This is a genomic window from Pseudomonas sp. YA1 (assembly GCF_058680555.1).
Genome location: NZ_JBZWBG010000020.1, coordinates 46,677 through 71,169, shown reverse-complemented (window position 1 = coordinate 71,169; position 24,493 = coordinate 46,677). Strand labels below are relative to the sequence as shown.

Sequence of the window (24,493 nt, the reverse complement as noted above, 5' to 3'; positions counted from 1 at the left end):
AGAACCCCCGATGCGCCTCTGCGCTCTATTCGCTGTCCTGCTGCTGGGCAGCCTGACGATGGCCTGCACGCCCACCGTGCAGCTGGCGGCTCCCAGCGAGCCGATCAACATCAATCTCAACGTGAAAATCGAGCACGAGATCTACATCAAGGTCGACAAGGCTCTGGACGGCATCATCAACGAGAACAGCGGCCTGTTCTAAAGGAGCGGATCCATGACAACCCGTAGCAAACTCGGTATCGCCCTGCTGGCCCTCGGCATCAGCCTTTCCGCCATGGCGATGGACCTCGGCCAGGCCATGTCGGCCCTTGGCGGCGCCAAGGCCCAGGGCCTGGTCGGCGAGCAGGCGGACGGTTACCTTGGCGTGGTCAGCAACAGCGGCCAGGCGGCGGACATCGCCGCGCAGATCAATGCCGCGCGCCGCGCCGAATACCAGAAGGTGGCCAACAGCAGCGGCGCTTCGCTGGCCGACGTGGAGGCCATGGCCGGCAAGAAGGCGATGGAGAAAACCCCTGCCGGGCAGTACGTCCAGGTTGGCGGCAAGTGGGTGAAGAAATAGCGCGAAGGCTCTGCGAGCGCTCTGGGACGCTGCTCCGGTCGCAAGGGCCGGGCAGCGTCCGCGGGATTTTTCCTGTCGCGAGCGCTTCCCCCAGGGACTCCTGTCGTTTTCCATGGATTCTGCGACAGGCTTTCCCGAAAAAGCGGCTCCCGGCCTGAGTTCGATCATTTAAATATGCGGTATTTTTCCAGTTTTATGGTGGATGCGCCTCGGTAAAACCCCTCCTTGTCCGGTTTTTTACCTGAGTAGTCGCCTAAAATTGGTGATTATTTCTGCCTGCCTCTTCCTATACTGCGCGCATCTACACGCTCAAAATAACAAACGTCCGCGGTTCCTCCGCGACGTGGGAGGCGACAATGCGAGTTCTGGTCCTTGGCAGCGGTGTCATCGGTACCGCCAGTGCGTATTACCTGGCCCGAGCCGGGTTCGAGGTGGTGGTGGTCGACCGTCAGGACGGTCCCGCGCTGGAAACCAGCTTCGCCAACGCCGGCCAGGTGTCTCCCGGCTACGCTTCGCCCTGGGCAGCCCCGGGCATCCCCCTGAAGGCCATGAAGTGGCTGCTGGAAAAGCACGCGCCGCTGGCCATCAAGCTCACCTCCGATCCCAGCCAGTACGCCTGGATGCTGCAGATGCTGCGCAACTGCACCGCCGAGCGCTACGCGGTGAACAAGGAGCGCATGGTCCGCCTGTCCGAGTACAGCCGCGATTGCCTCGACGAACTGCGCGCCGAGACCGGCATCGCCTACGAGGGCCGCACCCTCGGCACCACCCAACTGTTCCGCACCCAGGCGCAGCTGGACGCCGCCGGCAAGGACATCGCCGTGCTCGAGCGCTCCGGCGTGCCCTACGAGGTTCTCGACCGCGACGGCATCGCCCGCGTCGAGCCGGCCCTGGCCAAGGTCGCCGACAAGCTGGTCGGCGCCCTGCGCCTGCCCAACGACCAGACCGGCGACTGCCAGCTGTTCACCACCCGCCTGGCGGAAATGGCCAAGGGCCTGGGCGTGGAGTTCCGCTTTGGCCAGAACATCGAACGCCTGGACTTCGCCGGCGACCGCATCAACGGCGTGCTGGTCAACGGCGAATTGCTCACCGCCGACCACTACGTGCTGGCCCTGGGCAGCTACTCGCCGCAACTGCTCAAGCCGCTGGGTATCAAGGCTCCGGTCTATCCGCTGAAGGGCTACTCGCTGACCGTGCCGATCACCAATCCGGAGATGGCGCCGACCTCGACCATCCTCGACGAGACCTACAAGGTGGCGATCACCCGCTTCGACCAGCGCATCCGCGTCGGCGGCATGGCGGAAATCGCCGGCTTCGACCTGTCGCTGAACCCGCGCCGCCGCGAAACCCTGGAAATGATCACCACCGACCTCTATCCCGAGGGCGGCGACATCAGCCAGGCGACCTTCTGGACCGGCCTGCGCCCGGCGACCCCGGATGGCACCCCGATCGTCGGCGCCACCCGCTACCGCAACCTGTTCCTCAATACCGGCCACGGCACCCTGGGTTGGACCATGGCCTGCGGGTCGGGTCGCTACCTGGCCGACCTGATGGCGAAGAAGCGCCCGCAGATCAGCACCGAAGGCCTGGATATTTCCCGCTACAGCAATTCCCCGGAGAACGCCAAGAATGCCCATCCAGCGCCAGCACACTAACGAGCGTATGAGCCAGATCGTCGTCCACAACGGCACCGTCTACCTGGCGGGCCAGGTGGGCGAGGACATGTCCGCGGGCGTCGAGCAGCAGACCCGCGAGACCCTGGCGGCCATCGAGCGTCTGCTGGAAGAGGCCGGCACCGACAAGACCCGGATCCTCTCGGTGACCATCTACCTGAAGGACATCGACGCCGACTTCGAAGGCATGAACCGCGTCTGGGACCAGTGGCTGCCGCGCGGCGTCGCGCCGGCGCGGGCCACCGTCGAAGCCAAGCTCTGCGAGCCGGAGATCCTGGTAGAGATGTCGGTGGTCGCTGCGCTGCCCTGAGTTTTGTCTGGCCCGGCCGGAGAGCCGGGCTTTTTTTCGCCTGATGAAAGGTGCGCGATGCCGCGCCTCGCTGAAGAGAGACCCGTCGCCATGCGCCCCGCCCGTGCCCTGATCGACCTGCAAGCCCTTCGTCACAACTATCGGCTGGCCCGCGAGGCCACCGGCGCCCGTGCGCTCGCGGTGATCAAGGCGGACGCATACGGCCACGGCGCGGTGCGCTGTGCCGAAGCGCTGGCGGCCGAGGCCGATGGCTTCGCCGTGGCCTGCATCGAGGAGGGCCTGGAGCTGCGCGAGGCCGGTATCCGCCAGCCGATCCTGCTGCTGGAGGGCTTCTTCGAGGCGTCCGAGCTGGAGCTGATCGTCGCCCACGACTTCTGGTGCGTGGTGCATTGCGCCTGGCAATTGGAGGCGATCGAACGCGCCAGCCTGGACCGCCCGCTGAACGTCTGGCTGAAGATGGATTCGGGCATGCACCGTGTCGGCTTCTTCCCCGAGGACTTCCGCGCCGCCCACGAGCGCCTGCGGGCCAGCGGCAAGGTGGCGAAGATCGTGATGATGAGTCACTTCTCCCGCGCCGACGAACTGGATTGCCCGCGCACCGAGGAACAGCTCGCCGCCTTCGCGGCCGCGAGCCAGGGCCTGGAAGGCGAGATCAGCCTGCGCAATTCGCCAGCCGTGCTCGGCTGGCCGAAGGTGCCCAGCGATTGGGTACGTCCGGGCATCCTGCTCTACGGAGCCACGCCGTTCGAGCGCGCACATCCGCTGGCCGACCGCTTGCGCCCGGTGATGACCCTGGAATCGAAGGTGATCAGCGTCCGCGACCTGCCGGCCGGCGAACCGGTCGGCTACGGCGCGCGCTACAGCACCGAGCGTAGCCAGCGGATCGGCGTGGTCGCCATGGGCTACGCCGATGGCTACCCGCGGCACGCCGCCGACGGCACCCTGGTGTTCATCGACGGCAAGCCGGGGCGCCTGGTTGGCCGGGTATCGATGGACATGCTCACCGTCGACCTTACCGACCATCCCCAGGCCGGGCTGGGCAGCCGGGTCGAACTATGGGGCCCGAACGTGCCGGTCGGCGCCCTGGCGGCGCAGTTCGGCAGCATTCCCTACCAGCTGCTGTGCAACCTGAAAAGGGTGCCGCGCGTCTATTCCGGGGCTTGAGAAAAACTTTCCGAATTCTTTGCGCAGGCATGTCGACCGATCTGTTGTAAATACTGAACAGTGTTGCCATGATACGGCCGACTTGGGGTCGCCAGCCGTGTGCGGCCTCGTTTTGCCTTGCCTGCCAGAAGAATAAGGAGGACTCCACCCTTGGACGTCGGTGCTCGTCTGCAAACCATCCGAAAGCTCAAAGGTCTTTCCCAGCGCGAACTCGCCAAACGGGCGGGTGTCACCAACAGCACTATCTCGATGATCGAGAAAAACAGCGTGAGCCCTTCCATCAGTTCGCTGAAGAAGGTGCTGGGCGGTATCCCCATGTCCCTGGTGGAGTTCTTCTCCCTGGACCTGGAGCAGGACAGCCATACCCAGGTTGTCTACAAGGCAGACGAACTGATCGACATTTCCAGCGGCGCGGTGTCCATGCGTCTGGTGGGCAAGGCGCACCCGAGCCGGGCGATCGCCTTCCTCGACGAAACCTACCCGCCGGGCTCCGACACCGGCGAGGAAATGCTCAACCACGAAGGCGAGGAGGCCGGGGTGCTGGTCGACGGGCGCCTGGAACTGACCGTCGGCAGCGAGACCTATGTGCTCGAGCGCGGCGACAGCTACTATTTCGAGAGCAACAAGCCGCACCGTTTTCGCAATCCCTACGATGTGCCGGCACGCTTGATCAGCGCCACCACGCCCGCAAATTTCTGACCTGAAGCACAAGACCCCGCCGGGCCCCAAGGGCGCCGGCCGACAAGGGGCATGCGGGGCTGCGACCTAATGCCGCAAGGCTTTGCGAGGGTGTGCAATTGTTTCTGCCGGGCTTTCTTTGCCGTTATACTTGCGCCCGCCCGCGCGGCCCGCAGTGATCGGTATCGTGCCCGGGTGTGATAAGCCACGATGAGGGTGTAAGGGTGAACCTGATTAAAAAAATGCTGGCGGCCCAAGCTGCCGTGTTGGCCCTGTGGGCTGTAAGCGCTCAGGCTACGACCACTGACGATGCGATCGCCAAGCGCCTCGAGCCGGTAGGCAAGGTCTGCGTACAAGGCAAGGAATGCGAAGGCGTCGGCGCCGTCGCGGCAGCCGCCGGTGGCGGCGGTGCGCGTTCCGGCGAAGACATCGTCGGCAAGACCTGCAACACCTGCCACGGCACCGGCCTGCTGGGCGCGCCGAAGGTTGGCGACAAGGCCGAGTGGGGCAAGCGCGCCAAGGAGCAGGGCGGCCTCGATGGCCTGCTGGCCAAGGCGATTTCCGGTATCAACGCCATGCCGCCGAAAGGCACCTGCGCCGATTGCTCGGACGACGAGCTGAAAGCCGCGATCAAGCATATGTCCGGCCTGTAACAACGCCGGAACCGTGTCGCGAAAAGCCGCCTCCTGGCGGCTTTTTCGTATCCGCGGTGCGGGTTTTTCCCGCTGGCGGATCGTCCCGCCGGCAAACAGGGTCCAAACTTCCGGCTACCCATTCGCCGGAGGGCATCGTCTTGAGCCGAACCTGTTCCATCGACGCCGCAGTCGATCACTTGCTGCAGACTATCGAGGGCCCGATCCGCATGGGCCTGCCCCTCGGGCTGGGTAAGCCCAACCGACTGGTCAATGCGTTGTACCAGCGCCTGCGGACCCTGCCGGAGCGCCAGCTGACGCTGTATACCGCGCTTTCCCTGGGGCGTCCCGCCGCTGGCGGCGACCTGCAACGGCGTTTCCTCGAGCCTTTCGCCGAACGGGTCTTCGCCGACTACCCGGAGCTGGATTACCTGCACGCCCTGCGCCGCGACGAACTGCCGGCGAACATCCGCGTCGAGGAGTTCTACCTGCAGCCCGGCAGTCTGCTGGACAGCGCGCCGGCGCAGCAGCACTACATCAGTTGCAACTACAGCCACGTCGCCCGCGACATCAACGCCAAGGGCGTCAACGCGGTGGCCCAACTGGTGGCGCGGCATCCCGAGCGGCCGGGCAAGCTGAGCCTGGCCTGCAACCCGGATATCACCCTGGACCTCCTGCCGATGCTGGAGAAGCGTCGCGCCGCCGGCGAGACCATCGTCGCCATCGGCGTGGTCCACGATGACCTGCCCTACCTGCCGGGCGACGCCGAGGTCGAGGAGTCGGTATTCGACCTGCTGATCGACGCGCCGGCGGAAAGCAGCCGGCTGTTCTCCACGCCGAACATGCCGGTCAACCTGCAGGACCACTGCATCGGCCTCCACGCCAGCGCGCTGGTCCGCGACGGCGGGACCCTGCAGATCGGCATCGGCTCGATGGGCGACGCGCTGACCGCCGCCTTGCTGCTGCGCCAGCGCGACAACGCCACCTACCGGGCGTTGATCGACGAGCTGGGGGTGCGTGCGCGCTGGGCCGAGACGGTCGAGCGCGACGGCGGTCTGGAGCCGTTCCGCCGGGGGCTCTACGGTTGCAGCGAGATGTTCGTGCCGGGTCTGCTGGCGCTGGCCGAGGCCGGCGTGCTGAGCCGCCGGGTCTACCCCGACGAAGCGCGACAGCGTGCTGCCGAGCGCGGCGAGGCGCCGGAGGAGGGCGGGGTGTGGCTGCACGGCGGCTTCTTCCTCGGTCCGTTGGCGTTCTACCGGCGCCTGCGTGAGATGTCGCTGGAAGAGCGCGCCGGGATCGGCATGACCGGCATCGGCTTCGTCAACAACCTGTACCGCCAGGAAGAGCTGAAGCGCCTGCAGCGGCGCGACGCGCGCTTCATCAACAGCGCCTTCACCGTGACCCTGCTCGGCGCCGGGGTCGCCGACCAGCTGGAGGACGGCCGGGTGCTCAGTGGCGTCGGCGGGCAGTACAACTTCGTCGCCCAGGCCCACGAGCTGGAGGGCGCACGTTCGATCCTGATGCTACGTAGCTGGCGCGAATCCGGCGGGGAAGTCAGTTCGAACATCGTCTGGCAGTACGCCCACACCACCATTCCCCGGCACTTGCGTGACATGGTGGTGACCGAGTATGGGATCGCCGACCTGCGCGGCAAGAACGACGCGGAAGTGATCGCCGCGCTGCTGGCCATCGCCGACTCGCGCTTCCAGCAGGCGCTGGCCGAGCAGGCCCAGTCGGCCGGCAAGCTGCCGAAGGATTTCGTCCTGCCCGAACGCTATCGCAACAATACCCCGGAGCGCCTGCAGGCCTTGCACCAGGCCCACGCAGCGGCGCTGCCGGAGTTTCCCCTGGGCAGCGATTTCGACGAGGTCGAGCAGGACCTGCTGCGGGCGCTGGGTTGGCTCAAGCGCAAGCTGAAGCTGAGCGAGATCCTCGAACTGGGCAAGGCGACCCTGGACGCGCCGGAGCCAGAAGCCTACCCGGCGCATCTGCGGCGCATGGATCTGGACGATCCGCAGGGGCTTCGCGAGGAACTCTACCAGCGCTTGCTGCTGGCCGGCCTGCGGGCCAGCCAGGAAGAGCGGGGCTGAGTGGCGCTCAGTCGAGGAACTCGACCTGGCCGCCGGCCAGCGATTTCACCCGGGCCAGGGACTCGACCCGGTAGCCTTCGCTTTCCAGCAGGGCGCGGCCATCCTGGAAGGATTTCTCGATGACGATGCCGAGCCCGGCGATGCTCGCGCCGGCCTGGCCGATCAGGTCGATCAGCGCCTTGGCGGCATGGCCGTTGGCGAGGAAGTCGTCGATCACCAGCACGTGGTCGTGGGCGTTCAGGTGCTTGGCCGAGATGGCGATGGTGCTCTCGGTCTGCTTGGTGAAGGAGAACACCTTGGAGATGTACAGGTTGTCCTTCAGGGTCAGCGACTGGTACTTGCGGGCGAAGATCACCGGGACGCCCAGCTCCAGGCCGGCCATGACCGCCGGGGCGATGCCGGAAGCCTCGATGGTGACGATCTTGGTGATGCCCTGGTCGCGGAAGCGCGTGGCGAACGCGTGACCGACCTGCTGCATCAACTGCGGGTCGATCTGGTGGTTGAGAAAGGCGTCGACCTTGAGTACGTGCTCGGAAAGGACGATGCCTTCCGAGCGGATTTTGTCTTTGAGAATGTCCACGGGTGGCTTCCTGCGAAGCGGCTGTCGCTGATGAAGCGCGGCATTGTACCGCCAGCCGGCGCCGCGCGCGACGTTCTCTCGGACGAGCGAACATGATCGAGCGGTCAGGAATCCGCGCCTGCCCGGCGCGGCCCCGTGGCAGGCGGGCCGCGCCGCTGCCGGCTCATTTCAGCAGGTTGTTCACCAGTAGCGTCTCGACGTCCTTGAAGCGCCCGCTGAGCACGGCCTTGGCGGCGTAGAGGGCGGTGTCGGCGACCTGGCCGAACTCGATCTTCGGCGGCATCACCAGCTCCGCAGGGTTGGTATGCACGTCCAGCAGCGCCGGACCGGGCTGTGCGAGGAACTCCTGCACCGCCGCCTCGAGATCCTCGGAGCGGGTCACCTTGCGCCCGTGGAAGCCGATCACCTCGGCGAGACGGGCGAAGTCCGGGTTGAGCAGGTCGGTGTAGTTGTCCAGCAGGCCCTCGACCTTCTGTTCCAGCTCGACGAAGTTCAGCGAGGCATTGTTCAGCACCACTACCTTGATCGGCAGTTTTTCCTGGATGGCCGTCAGCAGGTCGCCGAGCAGCATGGCCAGGCCGCCGTCGCCGGAGATCGAGATCACCTGGCGCTCGGGGTAGGCCTTCTTCAGTCCCAGCGCCTGGGGCATGGCGTTGGCCATGGTGCCGTGGACCAGGCTGGTGAGGGTGCGGCGCTTGCCGTTGCTGTGGATGTGACGCAACAGCCAGACCATCGCCGAGCCGCCGTCGGCGGTGAACAGGGCGTCCTCGCTGGCGTGCTGGTCGAGCAGGCTGACCAGGTGCTGGGGGTGGATCAGCTCGCCCTTGCCGGCTTGCTCCTCTTTTTCCAGCGTCCGCAGCGAGCGCTCGCGGTGCTCCAGGCATTCGTCGAGGAAGCTGCGCTCCTCGCGGGCTTCGAGCAGCGGCAGGAGCGCCTCGAGGGTGGGGATCACGTCGCCGACCACGCCGAGATCGACGGGGTGGCGGCGGCCCAGGTGGCTGCCGTCGCGGTCGACCTGGATCAGGGTGGCCTTCTGCGGATAGAACTGCGCCCAGGCGAAGTCGGCGCCGAGCAGCAGGAGGGTGTCGCACTCGGTCATCATGTGGAAGCCGGACTCGATCCCGAGCATACCGGTCATGCCCATGTTGAAGGGGTTGTCGTACTCGACGAAGTCCTTGGCCCGCGACGTGTGCGCGATGGGCGCCTTGAGGCGGTCGGCGAGGGCCACCAGCAGGTCGTGGGCGCCCTGGCAGCCGGAGCCGGCGTAGATGCCGATCTTCTTGCCGTGGGCCAGCAGGCGGGCGATGTCCTGCAGTTCGGCGTCGCTGGGGCGCAGCACCGGTTGCGGGAAATGCACCGAGAACGGCAGGTCGTCCTTCACCGTGGCCTGGCTGATGTCGGCCGGCAGGATCACCACCGCCACGCCGCGCCGGTTGAGCGCCGCCTGGCAGGCCAGGGCCACCACCCGGCGCGCCTGTTCCGGGCTGTGCACCTGCTCGCAGAACACCGAGCAACTGGCGTAGACCGCCTTGAAGTCGACCTCCTGGGGAAACTCCATGCCCAGTTGCGGGGTGACGATCTGGCTGGCGATCAGCACCATCGGCGCGCGGTTGCGCTGGGCCTCGTAGACGCCGTTGATGAAGTGCAGGCTGCCCGGTCCGCAGGAGCCGGCGCAGGCGGTCAGGCGTCCGCTGATGTAGGACTCGGCGCCCGCGGCGAAGGCCGCCGCCTCTTCGTGGCGCACGTGGACCCACTGGATCTGGCTGCGATGGATGGCGTCGGTGACATGGTTGAGGGTGTCGCCGACGATGCCATAGCAATGGCGGATGCCGGCGGCTTCCAGGGTTTCCACGACGATCTCGGCGACTTTCTTGCTCGACATGAAGCTGTCCTCGAATGGAATTCGTTAGCTAGCTAATTTTGGTCGCGCGTGGAGCGGCAAAAGTTCCTCGCCCGAGGCTAGGCATCGGGCAAGACACTTTTGTGAAAATCGAGACAGTCGGGGGCGCGGCGGGCTCAGCGCTTGAGCATGGCGCGGATGTCGGCGAGGGCGGCGTTGCCCTTGGCCGCCTTGACCTCTTGCGGGGCGTCTTCCATGCCTTCCCATTCGAGGTCTTCGGGGGGCAGTTCGTCGAGGAAGCGGCTCGGCGAGCAGTCGATGATCTCGCCGTACTGCTTGCGCTTGGCGGCGAAGGTCATCGCCAGGTTCTGCCGCGCGCGGGTGATGCCGACGTAGGCCAGGCGGCGCTCCTCTTCCACCGTGTCGGCCTCGATGCTGGAACGGTGGGGCAGGATCTCTTCCTCCATGCCCATGATGAATACGTAGGGGAACTCCAGCCCCTTCGACGCGTGCAGGGTCATCATCTGCACGCCTTCGGCGCCTTCCTCTTCTTCCTGCTGGCGCTCCAGCATGTCGCGCAGGACCAGCTTGGCGATGGCCTGCTCGATGGTCATGTCGCCTTCCTCGTCGCGCTCGAGGGTGTTCTTCAGTGCCTCGATGAGGAACCAGACGTTGCTCATGCGGAATTCGGCGACCTTGTCGCTGGAGGCGTTCTGCCGCAGCCAGTTCTCGTAGTCGATGTCCATCACCATGCTGCGCAGCACGGCGATCGGCTCGTTCTCCGCGCACTGTCGGCGGATACCGTCCATCCAGCGCTTGAAGCGTTGCAGGCGTTCGTGGAAACGGCTGTCGAGGTGCTCGGCCAGGCCCATCTCGTCGCAGGCGGCGTACATCGAGATCTTGCGCTGGGTGGCGTAGTTGCCGAGCTTCTCCAGGGTCGCCGAACCGATTTCCCGGCGCGGCACGTTGATCACCCTGAGGAAGGCGTTGTCGTCGTCGGGGTTCACCAGCAGGCGGAAGTAGGACATCAGGTCCTTCACTTCCTGGCGCCCGAAGAAGCTGGTGCCGCCGGAGAGCCGATAGGGAATCTGGTGGTGCTGGAGCTTCAGCTCCATCAGCTTGGCCTGGTGGTTGCCACGGTAGAGGATGGCGAACTCGCTGTACGGCCGCTCGGTGCGCAGGTGCAGGGTGAGGATTTCCATGGCGATGCGCTCGGCCTCGGCGTCCTCGTTGCGGCAGCGGATCACCCGGATCGGATCGCCGTGGCCCATCTCGCTCCACAACTGCTTCTCGAATACGTGCGGGTTGTTGGCGATGAGGACGTTCGCACACTTGAGGATGCGGCTGGTGGAGCGGTAGTTCTGCTCCAGCATCACCACCTTCAGCGAAGGGAAGTCTTCCTTCAGCTGCATCAGGTTTTCCGGGCGCGCGCCGCGCCAGGCGTAGATCGACTGGTCGTCGTCGCCGACCACGGTGAACTGGGCGCGGTCCTTCACCAGCAGCTTGACCAGCAGGTACTGGCTGGCGTTGGTGTCCTGGTACTCGTCCACCAGCATGTAGCGCACCTTGTTCTGCCACTTCTGGAGGACGTCCGGATGTTCCTGGAACAGCTTCACCGGTTGCAGGATCAGGTCGTCGAAGTCCACCGCGTTGTAGGCGCGCAGGGTGCGCTGGTAATGCAGGTAGACGATCGCGGCGGTCTGCTCCTTGGGATTGCGGGCCTTTTCCAGCGCCTCCTCCGGAAGGATCAGGTCGTTCTTCCAGGCGCCGATGTAGTTCTTGATCTCGTCGACGCCGTCGTCCCCGGAATACTCCTTCTGCATGATGTCGGTCAGCAGCGCCTTGATGTCCGACTCGTCGAAGATCGAGAAGCCGGGCTTGTAGCCGAGCCGCTCGTGTTCCTTGCGGATGATGTTCAGGCCGAGGTTGTGGAAGGTCGAGACGGTCAGGCCCTTGCCCTCGCCGCCGCGCAGCAGGGTGCCGACGCGCTCCTTCATCTCCCGCGCGGCCTTGTTGGTGAAGGTCACGGCGACGATGTACTGGGCGCGGATACCGCACTGCTGGACGAGATAGGCGATCTTGCGGGTGATCACGCTGGTCTTGCCGGAGCCGGCGCCAGCCAGGACCAGCAGGGGACCGCCGACGTAGTTCACGGCTTCTTGCTGCCGGGGATTGAGTCGGGACATAGGAACAGGCCGGAAGAGAGGGTTGAAGCGGGGGCGTATTCTAACAGGCTGGCTGGCATCCGCGAGAATTAGCGTGCAAGCTGTGACCGATCCCGAGATCGTTCACGCCATTTTGCTGTAGATTCCCTACCGCATTAGGATGATGCCGTTCGTTCTTTACGAAGATTCTTAAAACTTTGGAGGTTGCTTGTCAGCGCCCGCAGAACCCTTGCGCCTGCTCCTTCTGGCGGATACGCCGGACTGGGCGCCACTGCTAGGTGAACGCCTGAGAGCGTTGGGGCCTGCCTTTTCGCTGAGCATCGTCACCACCTGGGAGGGCGCGGCCACCCTGTTCGCCGCCGAGCCCCGCGGGCTGCTCCTGGCCACGCCGGCCTGCCTGCCGCTGGGGACTCCCTGCCCCTGGCCGGTGATCCTGCTGTTGCAGCAGGAGCCGGCGCAGGCGCCGGTCGGGGTGGTCGACTGGCTGGCCGCCGAACAGCTTTCCGAGGACAGCCTGCGCCGCTGCCTGCGCTACGCGCGCGAGCGCCTGGGCTTGCAGGCGACCCTGCAACTGCTCGCCGAGCAGGATCCGCTGACCGGCATCGCCAACCGCCAGGGCTTCCAGACCCTGCTCGCGGCGCGCCTCAGCGAATTCGACGGGCGTGGCCTGGTGCTCGGCCACCTCGACCTGGACAACTTCCGTCACGTCAACGATTCCCTCGGCCACCAGGGCGGCGACCGCCTGATCCTGCAGGTGGTCAACCGCCTGCGCGGCTTCATGGAGAACGGTGACAGCCTGGCGCGCCTGGGCAGCGACGAGTTCGCCCTGCTGCTGGACACCCGTCGCGATCCGCAACGCGCCGAGCGGGTCGCCGAACGCATCGTCGAATGCCTTGGCGAGCCCTACTGGATCGATGGCGAGAGCCTGTTGCTGGGTTGCAGCCTGGGACTCGCCCACGCCCGTGCCGACGAAGGCGCCGACCCGCTGATGTGGCATGCGCACATCGCCATGCAGCAGGCCAAGAGCCGCCAGGGTTGCACCTTCCATGTCTTCGACGAACGCATCAACCGTGGCGTGCGCAGCCTCGCCGACCTCGAAGCCGAACTGCGCCGGGCGCTGCGTCGCGACGAGCTGGAGCTGCACTACCAGCCGCGACTGTGCCTGGACAGCGGGCGCATCGTCGGCCTGGAGGCGCTGGTGCGCTGGCGCCACGGCGAGCGGGGCCTGCTCACGCCCAGCGAGTTCGTCCCGCTGGCCGAGGAAAGCGGGCTGATCGTGCCGCTCGGCTACTGGGTCATCGCCCGCGCCCTGCGCGACATGCAGTGGCTCAACGGGCGCGGCCTGGAGCCGTTGCACATGGCGGTGAACCTGTCGTTCCGCCAGTTCCAGGACAGCCAGTTGCTGCCGACCCTGCAACGGTTGATCGAAGAGCACGGCGTCGACGCGCGCTGGCTCGAGTTCGAACTGACCGAGACCGCCGTGATGCGGCGTAGCGACCAGGTGCTGCAGACCATGCAGGCACTCGGCCAACTGGGCGTGCGCTTTTCGCTGGACGACTTCGGCACCGGTTTCTCGTCCTTCGTCCACCTCAATAGCCTGCCGATCACCCTGTTGAAGATCGACCGCAGCTTCGTCGGCGGCATGGACCAGCGGGCGGAAAACTTCCAACTGGTGCGGGCGATGATCAACCTGGCGCACAACCTCAACTTGGAAGTGGTTGCCGAAGGCGTGGAGACCCTGCGCCAGCAGGAGCAGTTGCGCGATTTCGGTTGCGACCAGGTGCAGGGCTACTGGATCAGTCCGCCGCTGCCGCTGGCGGAACTGGCGCGTTTCCTGGGCATCGGCGAACGCTCGGCGCACCGCGGCCAGCCGCTCGGCAATTGAGCGCCGACGTCTCGCTGGCCGTGGCTTTCGGCAGCAACCGCGCGGTCTTCCACTCGAAGGCCAGGGTCAGGCCGATGGCTGCGCAGGCCAGGCCGCCGGCCAGCCCCCACCAGACGCCCGCGGCGCCCCAGCCGGCCGCGAACGCCAGCAGGCAGGCCAGCGGCACGCCGACCAGCCAGTAGCAGGCCAGGCCGACCAGGAAGGTGGTGCGGGCGTCCTTGAGACCGCGGATCGCGCCCATGGCGACGTTCTGGGTGCCGTCGAACAGCTCGAACCAGGCGGCGATCGCCAGCAGCGAGACGGCCATCGCGGCCACCTCCCGGTTGGCCGGGGCGTCGCGGTCGAGGAACAGGCCGATGATCGCCTCCGGCATCCACCAGAAGAGCCCGGCGAAGAGCAGCATGCACAGCGCGCCGAAGCCGATGCCGACGCGCCCGGCGCGGCGTGCTTCGAGCAGGCGGCCGGCGCCGAAATGCTGGCCGATGCGGTAGGTGGTGGCGTACGACAACCCCACCGGCACCATGAACGCTACGTATACCGCCTGGATGGCGATCTGGTGCGCGGCCAGGGCGTGATCGCCGATGATGCCCATGCACAGGGTGGCGACCGTGAACATCCCCGACTCCACCGCGTAGGTGCCGCCGATGGGCAGCCCCAGGCGCAGGATCTCCTCGACCATCGCCCGCTGCGGCCGTCCCAGTCCGCGCAGCAGCGAGTACTCGGCATAGGCCGGCTGCCGGCGGATATACAGGGCCAGCAGCAGCGGCATGCAGTTCATGACGAGGGCGGTGACCAGGCCGATACCGGCCAGGTCCAGGCGCGGCAGGCCGAACAGGCCTTCTATGAAGGAATAGTTGAGAGCCAGGTTGGCCAGCGCGCCGAGCACGCTGATCGCCATCACCGGTCCGGCGCGGTCAATGGCGCTGGTGAAGCCGCGCAGGACCATGAAGGCCATGTAGCCGGGCAGGGCGAATGTCAGGCTGTGGAGGAACTGCATGGCGCCGTCCACCGTCTGCGGCGCCTGGCCGAAGAGCAGCAGCAGCGGCCGCAGGTTCCATAGCAGCAGGCCGGCGGCCAGGGCCAGCGCGGCGCCGACCCAGAGTCCGGAGCGAGCGGCCGCGGCGGCGCCAGCGGCGTCGTCGCAGCCGTGACGGATCGCCACCAGGTTGCCGACCGCTGCCACCACGCCGACACAGAACGTCGAGACGAAGGCGTAGCTGACCGCGCCCAGGCCGCCGGCGGCCAGCGCGTCGGGGCCGAGCTTGCCCATCATCACGGTGTCGGTGAAGACCATGGCGACATAGGCCAGCTGGGCGGCGATCAACGGGCCCGCCAGGCGCAGGATGGCTTTGAGTTCGACGAGGGATGGCGAGGACATGGATGAGTAAGGCTCAGGAGGAGATGGTTGCCGCGATGGCCTGTCGGCGTTGAGAATGCGGCTATTCTCGGTGCGACTGGCATGGCTCCACAAAAGGAAAAACAAGATGCCAGGCATGAGTAAAAGTCATGAAAGAGGTAATTCCCCAATGACCCGTCGCCTGCCCCCGCTGTATGCCCTGCGCGCCTTCGAGGCTGCCGCCCGGCACGCCTCTTTCACCCGCGCCGGCGAGGAACTGGCGATAACCCAGAGCGCGGTGAGCCGGCACATCCGTACCCTGGAGGAGCACTTCGGTTGTCGTCTGTTCGAGCGCCATGGCCGCCAGTTGCAGCTGACCGAGCCGGCACGCCTGCTACTGCCTGGGCTGCGCGACGGCTTCGATGCGCTGGAACGGGCCTGCACCGCCCTGCGCGTGGACGACGCCACCCTGCGCCTGAAGGCGCCTTCCACCCTTACCCTGCGCTGGCTGCTACCGCGCCTGAGCCGCTTCCGCCACCTGAACCCGGATATCGAGGTGCAGCTCACCAGTGCCTGGATGGATGTGGACTCGGTGGATTTCCAGCGCGAGCCTTTCGACTGCGCGGTGTTGCTGGGCAGCGGCCAGTTCAGCCCGGAATGGGAAACGGCAGCGCTGTTCGCCGAATGGCTGGTGCCGGTCTGCGATCCCGACGAGGCCGTGGAGCCCTGGACCCTCCAACGCTTGCGTGACAGCGAGTTGCTGCATCCCACGCCGGATCGTCGCGACTGGCGACGCTGGCTGCAGCGGACCGGGCTGGGGGACGAGGTGTCGCTCAAGGGCGGCCAGGTGTTCGACACGCTGGAACTGGGCATCGTCGCCGCCGCACGAGGCTATGGCGTGTCCATCGGCGACCTGGTGATGGTCGCCGAGGATGTTGCCCAGGGCCGCATCGGCCTGCCCTGGCCGGTGGCGGTGGCCAGCGGCGAAAGCTATCACCTGGTCTGGCCTCGCGCCCGCAGGGGACAGGAACGCTTCCAGCGATTGCGCGACTTCCTCCTCGCGGAGGTGGCGGCGATGCGTCTGCCCGTCGTCGAGCGGCTGGCGTGACGCCGCCGGACAACTCCTGGCGCTGACGCGACGTTACAGGTCGCTGCCGTCGCTGGGCCGGGCGCAGGGTTTGCGCTAGGGTCGTTGGTCGTTGCCTGTCGGGAGCGACAGGGGACGGAGCTTCCTTCCAACCGCCCAAAGGAACCCGCCATGACCTTCGCCAAAGGAATACTCGCCGCGCTGGCGCTCGCCGCCGCAGTCGGCCAGGCCAGCGCCACCGAACTCGAGCACTGGCCGGCCCCCGCCGCCAGGCAACTGAATGCGCTGATCGAGGCCAACGCGAACAAGGGCGCCTACGCCGTGTTCGACATGGACAACACCAGCTATCGCTACGACCTGGAAGAATCGCTGCTGCCCTATCTGGAAATGAAGGGCGTGCTGACCCGCGACAGGCTCGACCCTTCGCTGAAACTGATCCCGTTCAAGGACCAGGCCGGGCACAAGGAGAGCCTGTTCAGCTACTACTACCGGCTTTGCGAGATCGACGACATGGTCTGCTATCCCTGGGTCGCCCAGGTGTTCTCAGGCTTCACCCTCAGGGAGCTGAAGGGCTATGTCGACGAACTGATGGCCTACGGCAAGCCGATCCCCGCCACCTATTACGACGGCGACAAGCTCGCCACGCTCGACGTCGAGCCGCCGCGCGTGTTCAGCGGCCAGCGCGAGCTGTACAACAAGCTGATGGAAAACGGCATCGAGGTCTACGTGATCAGCGCGGCCCACGAGGAACTGGTGCGGATGGTCGCGGCGGACCCCAGGTATGGCTACAACGCCAAGCCGGAGAACGTCATCGGCGTCACCACCCTGCTGAAGAACCGCAAGACCGGCGAGCTGACCACCGCGCGCAAGCAGATCGCCGAGGGCAAGTACGATCCCAAGGCCAACCTCGACCTGGAGGTGACCCCCTACCTGTGGACCCCGGCGACCTGGATGGCTGGCAAGCAGGCTGCGATCCTCACCTACATCGACCGCTGGAAGCGGCCGATCCTGGTCGCCGGCGATACCCCGGACAGCGACGGTTACATGCTGTTCAACGGCACCGCGGAAAACGGCGTGCACCTGTGGGTCAACCGCAAGGCCAAGTACATGGAGCAGATCAACGGCATGATCAAGCAGCATTCCGCCGCCCAGGCCAAGGCCGGCCTGCCGGTGACGGCGGACAGGAACTGGGTGATCGTCACCCCGGAGCAGATCCAGTAGGCGAAACGGCGAGGGGCCGGCATTGGCCGGCCCCCGCATCCCTCAGCGCACCACGTGCAGGAAGTGCATGTGCCGCTCGTACTGGTCGAGGATGTCGCCGATCACGCCGTCGCGGCTCCAGCCCATGATGTCGTAGTCCTGGCCGCCTTCCTGGAGATGGACCTCGGCGCGGAAATACTTGCGCGACTCGCTGCTGTCCTCGGTGTCGCGCATCACGAAGCTCGGCGTGGTGAAGGCGCGCGGACGCACCTCGTAGATGAAATCGACCTCGCCGCCGTGGCTGACTTCCAGCCGAACCCGGCCGTCCTCGCCGTCCTGCACCTGGACTTCGTAGCCCTGCTTGCGCAGTTCGGCGGCGACGTCCTCGCAGGCCGGTCGCGCCACATCGGTGATGAAGCGGTTGACGTGGCTGCGCCTTGGGAACATGGCGATGTTGCGCAGGCGGCGCTGCCAACCGTCGCCCTCGCTTGCGCCGCTGCGCGTGGTGGGGCGGGAGAAGGACAGCGCCTGGTAGCGGATGCCGCGCTTGGTGGCATCCAGGTGCAGCGCCTTGAACAGGCCCCAGATCGACGCCAGGAGCACGATGGAGAATGGCAGCGCGCTGGCGATGGTCGCGGTTTGCAGCGCCTTGAGGCCATCGGCGAGGAGCAGGGCGATGGCCACCACGCCCATCAGCACCGACCAGAATATCCGCTGCCAGAGCGGCGAGTGGTCCTTGCCGCTGGAGGCCAGCATGTCCACCACCAGAGCGCCGGAGTCGGCCGAGGTGATGAAGAACACCACCACCATCAGCACCGCCACCAGCGAGATCACGCTGCCCAGCGGGAAGTGCTCGAGGAAGGCGAACAGCGCCACCGAACTGTCCTGGTTGACCACTTCGGCCAACTGGGTGAAGCCCTCCTGCAGGATCATGTGGATGGCGGTATCGCCGAACACCGTCATCCACAGCAGGGTGAAGCCGGCCGGGACGAACAGCACGCCGCAGACGAACTCGCGGATCGTGCGGCCGCGCGAGATACGGGCGATGAACAGGCCGACGAAGGGCGACCAGGACAGCCACCAGCCCCAGTACAGCAGGGTCCAGCCGCCGATCCAGTCGGTGGGCTCGTAGGCGTACAGGTTGAAGGTCTTGTTGACGATGTCGGACAGGTAGGCCCCGGTGTTCTGCACGTAGGTCTGCAGGAGGAACACGGTCGGCCCGAGGACCAGCACGAAGAGCAGCAGGATCACCGCCAGGCTCAGATTCAGTTCGGACAGGATGCGGATGCCGCGGTCCAGTCCGCTGGCCACCGATAGCGTGGCGAGGCCGCAGGTGGCGGCGATCAGGGCGATCTGCACGGTCTGGTTCACCGGCCAGCCGAACAGGTGGTGCAGGCCGCTGTTGATCTGCAGCACGCCGTAGCCGAGCGAAGTCGCCACACCGAACACGGTGCCGATGATCGCGAAGATATCCACCGCGTGGCCGATGGGGCCGTAGATACGTTCGCCGATCAGCGGATACAGCGCCGAGCGCAGGGTCAGCGGCAGGCCGTGGCGATAGCTGAAGAAGGCCAGGATCAGCGCGACGATGGCGTAGATCGCCCAGGCATGCAGGCCCCAGTGGAAGAAGGTCAGCTTCATCGCTTCCTTCGCCGCCTGCACGGTGTTCGGCTCGCCTACCGGTGGGGTGGTGAAGTGCATCACCGGTTCGGCAACGCCGAAGAACATCAGGCCGATGCCCATGCCGGCGGAGAACAGCATGGCGAACCAGGTGGTGTTGCGGTAGTCGGGACGACTGTGGTCGGGGCCGAGCTTGATGTCGCCGTAGCGGCTGACGGCGAGGAACACCACGCTGATCAGGATCAGCGCCACGGCCAGTACGTAGAACCAGCTGGCGTTGGTGATGATCCATTGCTGGACGTGGTTGAACAGCGATTGCGCTTCTTCCTGGAGGAGCACGGTGAACAGCACCAGGGCCAGGATCAGGGCGGCGGAGGTATAGAAGACCGGAGGATTCAGGGTGCTCCGGGGGGTAGTGGGTGTCTCCATGTAAGCTAGCTCTCCTTGTGATCGGATTGCCCGCCGAAGGCGGAAGACGAAACAGCTTAACACATCGTGATAGCTAATTTGATTCGGAAAGCCTTAATCGATAGCTTTGCTGAATTATTACGCTTCACGTGGAGGTCGTTGCCCGATACTGCAGGGCTTCCGCCAGGTGCCGGCGTTCGATGGCATCGATGCGCTCCAGGTCGGCCAGCGTCCGGGCCACCTTGAGTATGCGATGCAAGGCGCGCAAGGAAAGTTCCAGGCGCTCGCCGGCCGCTTCCAGCCAGCGGCGGTCCGCTTCGGCGAGTGCACAATTGCGGTGCATCGCCTGGAGATCGAGATGGGCATTGGCGCAGCCCTGGCGGGCCAGTTGCCGTTGCCGTGCGGCGCCAACCCGTTCGCTGACCTCGGCGGTAGCGGTTTCGCCGTGTCCTGGCTGCAGGCTGGTGCTTTCGCGGAGCACGCTGACGTGCAGGTCGATGCGATCGAGCAGCGGTCCGGACAGCTTGCCCCGGTAGCGCTGGACCTGTTCCGGGGTGCAGCGGCAGCGGCCGCTGGGATCGCCGAGGTAGCCACAGGGACAGGGATTCATCTGGAGCTTTTGTTAGCAAGCCCTGTTGAGGGAAATAGAACCGTCGTGGAGCATGCGCCCGAAACTCAGCTGCTAGAGAGCAAAAATGGTTAGGCACGCACGCTCCACCAAGGGAAAAGCTTCATCAGGGAAAAAGAAGTCTGGGCTAGAACTGAAGGTCAGGAACGATGGCCGCCAGTCAGGATGTACGGTCGTCAGCTTTGACTTCCTGACTGATTGGTTGGGTGAGGATGCAGAAGACTTTTTGAAAGGCATTTCGCGCTTCTCTAGACGCTACACAAGTGCGGCCCCTACATACGCTATACGGCGTATTCTCCAGTATTGGGCAATGATGCATAGAAAGAGAGGCTGGAAAAAACCTAAGGACACAGATGCGAATAACTTCAAACTTCAACTATCTGAGCTTCGGAGAAGCTTTTATACCGATGAGACAGAAAAAGGGTTGGCCCTCATAACGACCTCAAATAAGTGGATGTCTTTCGTAAGGCTAATTGAGGTTCTAGTAGTTGCAGAAGTTATCCCAAAGATCACTATAGGTGCATACGTTCGAGCTCCAGGAAAATCAGAAATAATAACTGAAAGGCAATCAGTGGTTGATGGTGCCGCGGTTGTTTCGGTACCAAAATCATTTAGACCGGATAAGAACTCATACAATGACGATCTTTTTGAGTCAATATCTTTAACTGCTTCTGATGAAAAGTACCTGACCGAGTACACTGCTAGAATAAATCGTGTGCTGGATACAATTAAGTCGTGCGCGCTAGAAGACTTTAATCTACTAAAATCGAAACAGGCAGAGGGAGATGCGCTGATAAAGAATACCGGCTGTGGTTATCTGACGGATATGAAAGAGAACCCTTGGCTTATGAGGTATTTTGATTTTTCCACTAGGCGCCATTACTTTGAGGCAGACGGTGGACATCCTAACTTGCTTGGAAACCTACTTTCTGTTGTTCATCATGAGATGGGGGGGATCCCTAAGCCTCATCGAAAATTCAAGTCGAGTGACAGAAGGCCGGTATCGAACAGCGGAAATTCTCATTGGCAATATGTTGCTAGATACGGAAAGAATAAGCTCATCCCGTATTTAGGATTAATGAATAGCGAGGCTGCGGCAGTTTGCATGCTCTTGATAATGATAGAGCACCCAAGGTTCAATTCGACTTCATTGTACAGAGCTAAAATTGAAGATGCGGATGGATTCGCAATCCTCCTGTCGTCTGCTGATGGAAATAATTTGCGCCTTACGGTTAAAAAGCCGAGAGCTAGGGAGCAGAAATCAGAAGTATTGAGTGACTTGGCGAGAGACGTTATTTCGAAAGTAATGGAGTGGACTGCCCCTATCCGGGAAGAGTTGAGAAAGCAGGGGCGAAACGAGGAGGCCTCAAACCTTTGGGTGGGAATAAGCTCTTTGAACTATGACTTGAAGTCCTTTTCTGAGAAGGCGTTGGTAGGAGCGCTTTATATGAATCCAATTTGGCGTTCGACAGGTAAGGAAGAGTTTAGTACAAGGGCGTGTTCATTTGTAGATAGACACCCGGTACTCATGCCGTGGAGAGATAAGATCAACTTTAAGGCAATTCGTGTCAATGTGGGTGTGGCAACATATCTTAATACGGATGGCGACTTGGTTGCTACAGCTAAAGCATTTGGCCACAAGCACATTAGAACCACTATTAATAATTATATTCCGCTTGCGCTGCAGCGTGCAATTTTTGAGCGGCAGATCCGTAGGCATCAGAATCTACTAATTACTTCAGCGATGAATGAAGAAAGCGAAATGCTGAAGATATCGGACTTTAGAACAGTGGAGCAATTACATGAGTTTCTTAAGTCCATCGATAATTATTTGTTTGAAAGTGAGTTGGAAGCGCAAAGAAGGGAAACATCCGAAAAAATAACCATTGATATTGCCACCTTGTCCAGGCTCGTCATATCTAATGATCCTGAAGCGCTTGCGGTTGCAATGCTTTATCGGGATGCTCTCGACAAAGCAACCCCAACCTTCCTAAATAGGCCAGACAGTCTTACTGGAGTCACGCCAAAATTTTGGATGGACTTCATTGACGCAGTTATGGCACCTCTTCCGTTGTCAATGAGCGATTTAAGTAATCTTGTTAAGAAGGCGCTTTTGAAGAAAGAAGCGATGTCGGCTATGGTTGTCCTACCAGAGGTGGGGTGATGAGTCGACACAAATTACCGATCGGGGTCATTGACTTTTTTGAGCGAACAACTAGAAAAATAAATCATATATACAGACCTGCATGGCTTCTTAATGAGTTGGAAAGTTCTACATGGATCGTAGACTCAGGGGTGGTTGTTCGGAATGTAGACGGCACCCTTAAAGGTGGCGTTCGTCTAAATTGGGACAGGCTTTTGCCAAGCGGAAGCTTCACAAGCCCTGTTTATGCGGTTCCTTTGGAACAGGCAAAAATGATAGTGGTGTGCGCCTATGATGGAGCTCTTAAAGTCGCTAGATCGTTAAGAGGCATTCTTCACTTTCATCTATATCTGTTGTGGCTAGCTGAGTTTCTTGCTGTTCGATATGGAGACAAGTTTTCTGAAGAGGGTTTTTCTATTTTTGGGGTGGATGACGTAGTTGAGTTTCTTGGAGCGGCAGAGGTAGGAGGTGTTAGTGGAACAGCGGCTTTCATACAACGCTGGGAAGATTATCTATCAAATTCCAAGGATGGAATTGAGCCAATACCACTTTCCGAGCATCTGGGAAAACTAGGAGCACTGGATGGTGACGGTAATCTAAATCTGCGCTTCGCTGCGGCTGCTTTGGGGGTTGACTACAAGCGGTTATCTCAATCTACCGAGTTCAGAAGATACTTGACGCATGGGTTTGATTGTGAGGCTGGAGGTAAGTCCAGCGAGAGCGGGGTATCAAGAGCCACAACTGCTCTGTCAAATTGGATGGTTAATTTCTGTGAGCTGCTATCCTCTCTGCCTATACAATCGCATGTAGAGATAGGTAATCCTTACTTAATATCGGATATTGTGCGGCCTTTCCGCATCGGAGGAAACGGTAGAACAAGAACTTTGCCTCTTTCTACGGGAAGAAGACTTATGTTCGGTTGCGGCAAATGGATGATTGATACGTATCCGGTGCTCAGCTATTACTGCAATGAAATTATTCCTCTTTCACGATCGATAATGAATGAGTCGAATGTTTCAGTATTTACGGCGTTATCCATATCAGAAGAAACTGTTCCGATACCAGATGGACTGGTCTCTGCTTTTGATGTTTACAGACGAATGCAGGTGGATCCTCTTATCTCTGAGGCAAAAATTAGAACTCAGTTTCCATTCTCGATTTTCTTGTTGAGGCTTCATACGGCTGTCTGCTTCTGCTTGATCGGTGTCCTGACTAGTTGTCGCAGAAGTGAGCTGGTTGATCTGGATGGAAGCGCTAGCTATGAGGTTGACGGTAGATTCTATCTTTCTGTTTTACTGAGGAAAACTGGGTTTGATAATATTCGTGAACCGATGGAAAAGCCGGTTCCGCGCCTTGTTTATGAGTGTTTATTATCTTTGAATGCGCTAAAAGAACTTTGGCAAATCATAGTGCCTTCAAGTGATGTTTTATTTAAGTCGCAGGCGTTTTTTAAAGTTAACGTCAGAGGTGCCTATCCACTAAGTGTGGCTGATGCTTATGTTTTTCTAAAGGAACTTAGTGAGTTCCTAAAACTGGTTGATAACTCGGGAGAACGATGGGTGGTGCTCCCACACCAACTTCGCCGCTATTTTGCTGTGACATTTTTTCACTTCGGAGGATTGGAGAATTCCTTGCCGGCGCTTTCTTGGTTTATGGGGCATGAAGATGTTGGGGAAACCTGGCGCTACATTAAAGAAAGCTTAACAGGAAAAGAACTCAGTGCATCCGAAGCTGCTTTGGCTACTTCTGCAGTTTGCTCAGATGATCAATCTCATGGCGTGCAGCAACTCAGGAATATCCTTGTTAAGCATTTCGGCACTGAAAAAATCAACGTCATGCATGAGGATGAGTTAAGAGATTACCTAGAGTTACTGTCGGAAAAAGGTGTATACACCGCTACCCCGATTCAGATTAATGTTGGAAAAAGAAAGAGGTATACGGTAGCAATTTCAGTTAGGGAGGGTGCCGATGCCTCGACTTGGTAAAGGCCAAATTGCACCAAGCATCAAAGTGCTATCTGAAGCTGCCGCTAGGAGTGCTGCTTGTAGAATCTCTGAGTTTGACAGAATTAGAACATCTCCTTCCCCTTCTAAGAGTGAGTTATCAGCTTTCATCTCTGTTTCAAAACTAGCTGCTTGGGATGATGAGTCTCTTGGAATTACCCCTTTAAGTCATAAAACGTTACGAAAATATGTGAATGGGCTGTATGAAGGTGGACTCTCCCAGCTTCTACGTGATGCTGCTTTGGTCATTGGTGATACCCGAAAGCTGATTCGAAAAAAGCCTTCTGATGATGTTGATGCTTGGAGGTTAAGTTCTCAGTTAGCGGTAGATGCTGCGCTAGACATGAGCGCTAGATACTTGGATCTGCTTGAACGGCTGAAGAGATTATCGTTGCGGTCAGATATAGCAGAGTCTGAGTTACAGCGGCATTATCGGCGATATGAGAAAAATCCGCACATTAAGGTTGTGAAATGACTTCAGTTGGTCGGCTT

Annotated in this window: 19 protein-coding genes and 1 pseudogene; 14 read left to right on the top strand and 6 right to left on the bottom strand. The window is 62.0% G+C overall.

Annotated features, from left to right (window positions below):
* Positions 1-10: 10 nt before the first annotated feature.
* The 8 genes from AC4OR5_RS25005 (at position 11) to AC4OR5_RS24970 (ending at position 7,106) form a co-directional block, all read left to right on the top strand.
* Positions 11-202, top strand: coding sequence for a YnbE family lipoprotein (locus tag AC4OR5_RS25005; RefSeq protein WP_003096523.1), 192 nt, complete (start codon positions 11-13; stop codon positions 200-202).
* 12 nt (positions 203-214) lie between these two features.
* Entirely contained in the window at positions 215-559 is a 345-nt protein-coding gene (locus AC4OR5_RS25000; protein ID WP_003096521.1) for a YdbL family probable chaperone protein, read from the top strand.
* Positions 560-915: 356 nt separating this feature from the next.
* Complete coding sequence (gene dadA / locus AC4OR5_RS24995) at positions 916-2,214, top strand: D-amino acid dehydrogenase (RefSeq protein ID WP_003098274.1); 1,299 nt, start codon at positions 916-918, stop codon at positions 2,212-2,214.
* Positions 2,189-2,542, top strand: coding sequence for a RidA family protein (locus AC4OR5_RS24990; RefSeq protein ID WP_003098273.1), 354 nt, complete (start codon positions 2,189-2,191; stop codon positions 2,540-2,542). Before dadA ends, AC4OR5_RS24990 begins: the two co-directional genes overlap by 26 nt.
* 90 nt (positions 2,543-2,632) lie before the next feature.
* Positions 2,633-3,706 carry an alanine racemase gene (gene alr, locus AC4OR5_RS24985; protein WP_015503844.1) on the top strand — a complete coding sequence of 358 codons (1,074 nt, stop codon included), beginning with the start codon at positions 2,633-2,635 and terminating at the stop codon, positions 3,704-3,706.
* A 150-nt stretch (positions 3,707-3,856) separates the two neighbouring features.
* Positions 3,857-4,405, top strand: a complete 549-nt coding sequence (locus tag AC4OR5_RS24980) for a cupin domain-containing protein (protein ID WP_003096513.1) — start codon at positions 3,857-3,859, stop codon at positions 4,403-4,405.
* A 203-nt stretch (positions 4,406-4,608) separates the two neighbouring features.
* Positions 4,609-5,037, top strand: coding sequence for a c-type cytochrome (locus tag AC4OR5_RS24975; RefSeq protein ID WP_003096511.1), 429 nt, complete (start codon positions 4,609-4,611; stop codon positions 5,035-5,037).
* 209 nt (positions 5,038-5,246) lie between these two features.
* The gene (locus tag AC4OR5_RS24970; RefSeq protein ID WP_003141992.1) at positions 5,247-7,106 is read left to right on the top strand and encodes an acetyl-CoA hydrolase/transferase C-terminal domain-containing protein; all 1,860 of its coding nucleotides are present in this window, start codon (positions 5,247-5,249) and stop codon (positions 7,104-7,106) included.
* Positions 7,107-7,113: 7 nt separating this feature from the next.
* Here AC4OR5_RS24970 and AC4OR5_RS24965 read toward each other — a convergent pair whose 3' ends face one another.
* The 3 genes from AC4OR5_RS24965 to rep all read right to left on the bottom strand — a co-directional run bounded on the left by AC4OR5_RS24965 (position 7,114) and on the right by rep (position 11,712).
* Positions 7,114-7,686 carry a xanthine phosphoribosyltransferase gene (locus AC4OR5_RS24965; RefSeq protein ID WP_003110452.1) on the bottom strand — a complete coding sequence of 191 codons (573 nt, stop codon included), beginning with the start codon at positions 7,684-7,686 and terminating at the stop codon, positions 7,114-7,116.
* A gap of 163 nt (positions 7,687-7,849) precedes the next feature.
* A complete protein-coding gene (locus tag AC4OR5_RS24960) occupies positions 7,850-9,568 on the bottom strand; it encodes a thiamine pyrophosphate-dependent enzyme (protein ID WP_003163075.1) in 1,719 nt (572 codons plus the stop codon).
* 134 nt (positions 9,569-9,702) lie between these two features.
* Complete coding sequence (gene rep / locus AC4OR5_RS24955) at positions 9,703-11,712, bottom strand: DNA helicase Rep (RefSeq protein WP_003110454.1); 2,010 nt, start codon at positions 11,710-11,712, stop codon at positions 9,703-9,705.
* Between the two features lie 187 nt (positions 11,713-11,899).
* Here rep and AC4OR5_RS24950 point away from each other — a divergent pair, with 187 nt between their 5' ends.
* Entirely contained in the window at positions 11,900-13,576 is a 1,677-nt protein-coding gene (locus AC4OR5_RS24950) for a putative bifunctional diguanylate cyclase/phosphodiesterase (protein ID WP_003121292.1), read from the top strand.
* Here AC4OR5_RS24950 and AC4OR5_RS24945 read toward each other — a convergent pair.
* Positions 13,488-14,954 (bottom strand): NorM family multidrug efflux MATE transporter, encoded by a 1,467-nt coding sequence (locus AC4OR5_RS24945; RefSeq protein ID WP_058160294.1) that lies wholly within the window; start codon positions 14,952-14,954, stop codon positions 13,488-13,490. The genes AC4OR5_RS24950 and AC4OR5_RS24945 overlap by 89 nt on opposite strands.
* Before the next feature lie 148 nt (positions 14,955-15,102).
* Between AC4OR5_RS24945 and AC4OR5_RS24940 the strand changes: the two genes are divergently transcribed.
* Positions 15,103-16,020 carry a LysR substrate-binding domain-containing protein gene (locus tag AC4OR5_RS24940; RefSeq protein WP_004352313.1) on the top strand — a complete coding sequence of 306 codons (918 nt, stop codon included), beginning with the start codon at positions 15,103-15,105 and terminating at the stop codon, positions 16,018-16,020.
* A 150-nt stretch (positions 16,021-16,170) separates the two neighbouring features.
* Positions 16,171-17,220: a phosphorylcholine phosphatase gene (pchP, locus tag AC4OR5_RS24935; protein ID WP_003110458.1), complete on the top strand. Its 1,050-nt coding sequence runs from the start codon at positions 16,171-16,173 to the stop codon at positions 17,218-17,220.
* Between the two features lie 42 nt (positions 17,221-17,262).
* Here pchP and betT read toward each other — a convergent pair whose 3' ends face one another.
* Together betT and AC4OR5_RS24925 are read right to left on the bottom strand one after the other, a co-directional pair.
* Entirely contained in the window at positions 17,263-19,248 is a 1,986-nt protein-coding gene (betT, locus tag AC4OR5_RS24930; RefSeq protein ID WP_058160295.1) for a choline BCCT transporter BetT, read from the bottom strand.
* 124 nt (positions 19,249-19,372) lie between these two features.
* Positions 19,373-19,837 (bottom strand): annotated as a pseudogene (locus AC4OR5_RS24925) (magnesium chelatase subunit ChlI family protein); the annotation flags it as partial.
* A gap of 85 nt (positions 19,838-19,922) precedes the next feature.
* On the opposite strand from AC4OR5_RS24925, the gene AC4OR5_RS24920 reads away from it, so the two are divergent.
* From AC4OR5_RS24920 to AC4OR5_RS24910, 3 genes are read left to right on the top strand one after another with little or no spacing between them, the layout of a single operon-like run.
* Entirely contained in the window at positions 19,923-22,019 is a 2,097-nt protein-coding gene (locus tag AC4OR5_RS24920) for a hypothetical protein (protein WP_034082927.1), read from the top strand.
* Complete coding sequence (locus AC4OR5_RS24915) at positions 22,019-23,983, top strand: site-specific integrase (RefSeq protein ID WP_010794470.1); 1,965 nt, start codon at positions 22,019-22,021, stop codon at positions 23,981-23,983. The genes AC4OR5_RS24920 and AC4OR5_RS24915 overlap by 1 nt, the downstream gene beginning before the upstream one ends.
* Positions 23,967-24,476 carry a hypothetical protein gene (locus AC4OR5_RS24910; RefSeq protein WP_124083333.1) on the top strand — a complete coding sequence of 170 codons (510 nt, stop codon included), beginning with the start codon at positions 23,967-23,969 and terminating at the stop codon, positions 24,474-24,476. Before AC4OR5_RS24915 ends, AC4OR5_RS24910 begins: the two co-directional genes overlap by 17 nt.
* The last annotated feature ends 17 nt before the right edge of the window (positions 24,477-24,493 follow it).

What these genes read in the sequence shown, in the direction of transcription:
- AC4OR5_RS25005 (WP_003096523.1), top strand. Translation starts at nt 11, where the DNA reads ATGCGCCTCTGCGCTCTATTCGCTGTCCTGCTGCTGGGCAGCCTGACG.
- AC4OR5_RS25000 (WP_003096521.1), top strand. Translation starts at nt 215, where the DNA reads ATGACAACCCGTAGCAAACTCGGTATCGCCCTGCTGGCCCTCGGCATC.
- dadA (WP_003098274.1), top strand. Translation starts at nt 916, where the DNA reads ATGCGAGTTCTGGTCCTTGGCAGCGGTGTCATCGGTACCGCCAGTGCG.
- AC4OR5_RS24990 (WP_003098273.1), top strand. Translation starts at nt 2,189, where the DNA reads ATGCCCATCCAGCGCCAGCACACTAACGAGCGTATGAGCCAGATCGTC.
- alr (WP_015503844.1), top strand. Translation starts at nt 2,633, where the DNA reads ATGCGCCCCGCCCGTGCCCTGATCGACCTGCAAGCCCTTCGTCACAAC.
- AC4OR5_RS24970 (WP_003141992.1), top strand. Translation starts at nt 5,247, where the DNA reads ATGGGCCTGCCCCTCGGGCTGGGTAAGCCCAACCGACTGGTCAATGCG.
- AC4OR5_RS24960 (WP_003163075.1), bottom strand. Translation starts at nt 9,568, where the DNA reads ATGTCGAGCAAGAAAGTCGCCGAGATCGTCGTGGAAACCCTGGAAGCC.
- rep (WP_003110454.1), bottom strand. Translation starts at nt 11,712, where the DNA reads ATGTCCCGACTCAATCCCCGGCAGCAAGAAGCCGTGAACTACGTCGGC.
- AC4OR5_RS24945 (WP_058160294.1), bottom strand. Translation starts at nt 14,954, where the DNA reads ATGTCCTCGCCATCCCTCGTCGAACTCAAAGCCATCCTGCGCCTGGCG.
- AC4OR5_RS24940 (WP_004352313.1), top strand. Translation starts at nt 15,103, where the DNA reads ATGACCCGTCGCCTGCCCCCGCTGTATGCCCTGCGCGCCTTCGAGGCT.
- pchP (WP_003110458.1), top strand. Translation starts at nt 16,171, where the DNA reads ATGACCTTCGCCAAAGGAATACTCGCCGCGCTGGCGCTCGCCGCCGCA.
- betT (WP_058160295.1), bottom strand. Translation starts at nt 19,248, where the DNA reads ATGGAGACACCCACTACCCCCCGGAGCACCCTGAATCCTCCGGTCTTC.
- AC4OR5_RS24920 (WP_034082927.1), top strand. Translation starts at nt 19,923, where the DNA reads ATGGTTAGGCACGCACGCTCCACCAAGGGAAAAGCTTCATCAGGGAAA.
- AC4OR5_RS24915 (WP_010794470.1), top strand. Translation starts at nt 22,019, where the DNA reads ATGAGTCGACACAAATTACCGATCGGGGTCATTGACTTTTTTGAGCGA.
- AC4OR5_RS24910 (WP_124083333.1), top strand. Translation starts at nt 23,967, where the DNA reads ATGCCTCGACTTGGTAAAGGCCAAATTGCACCAAGCATCAAAGTGCTA.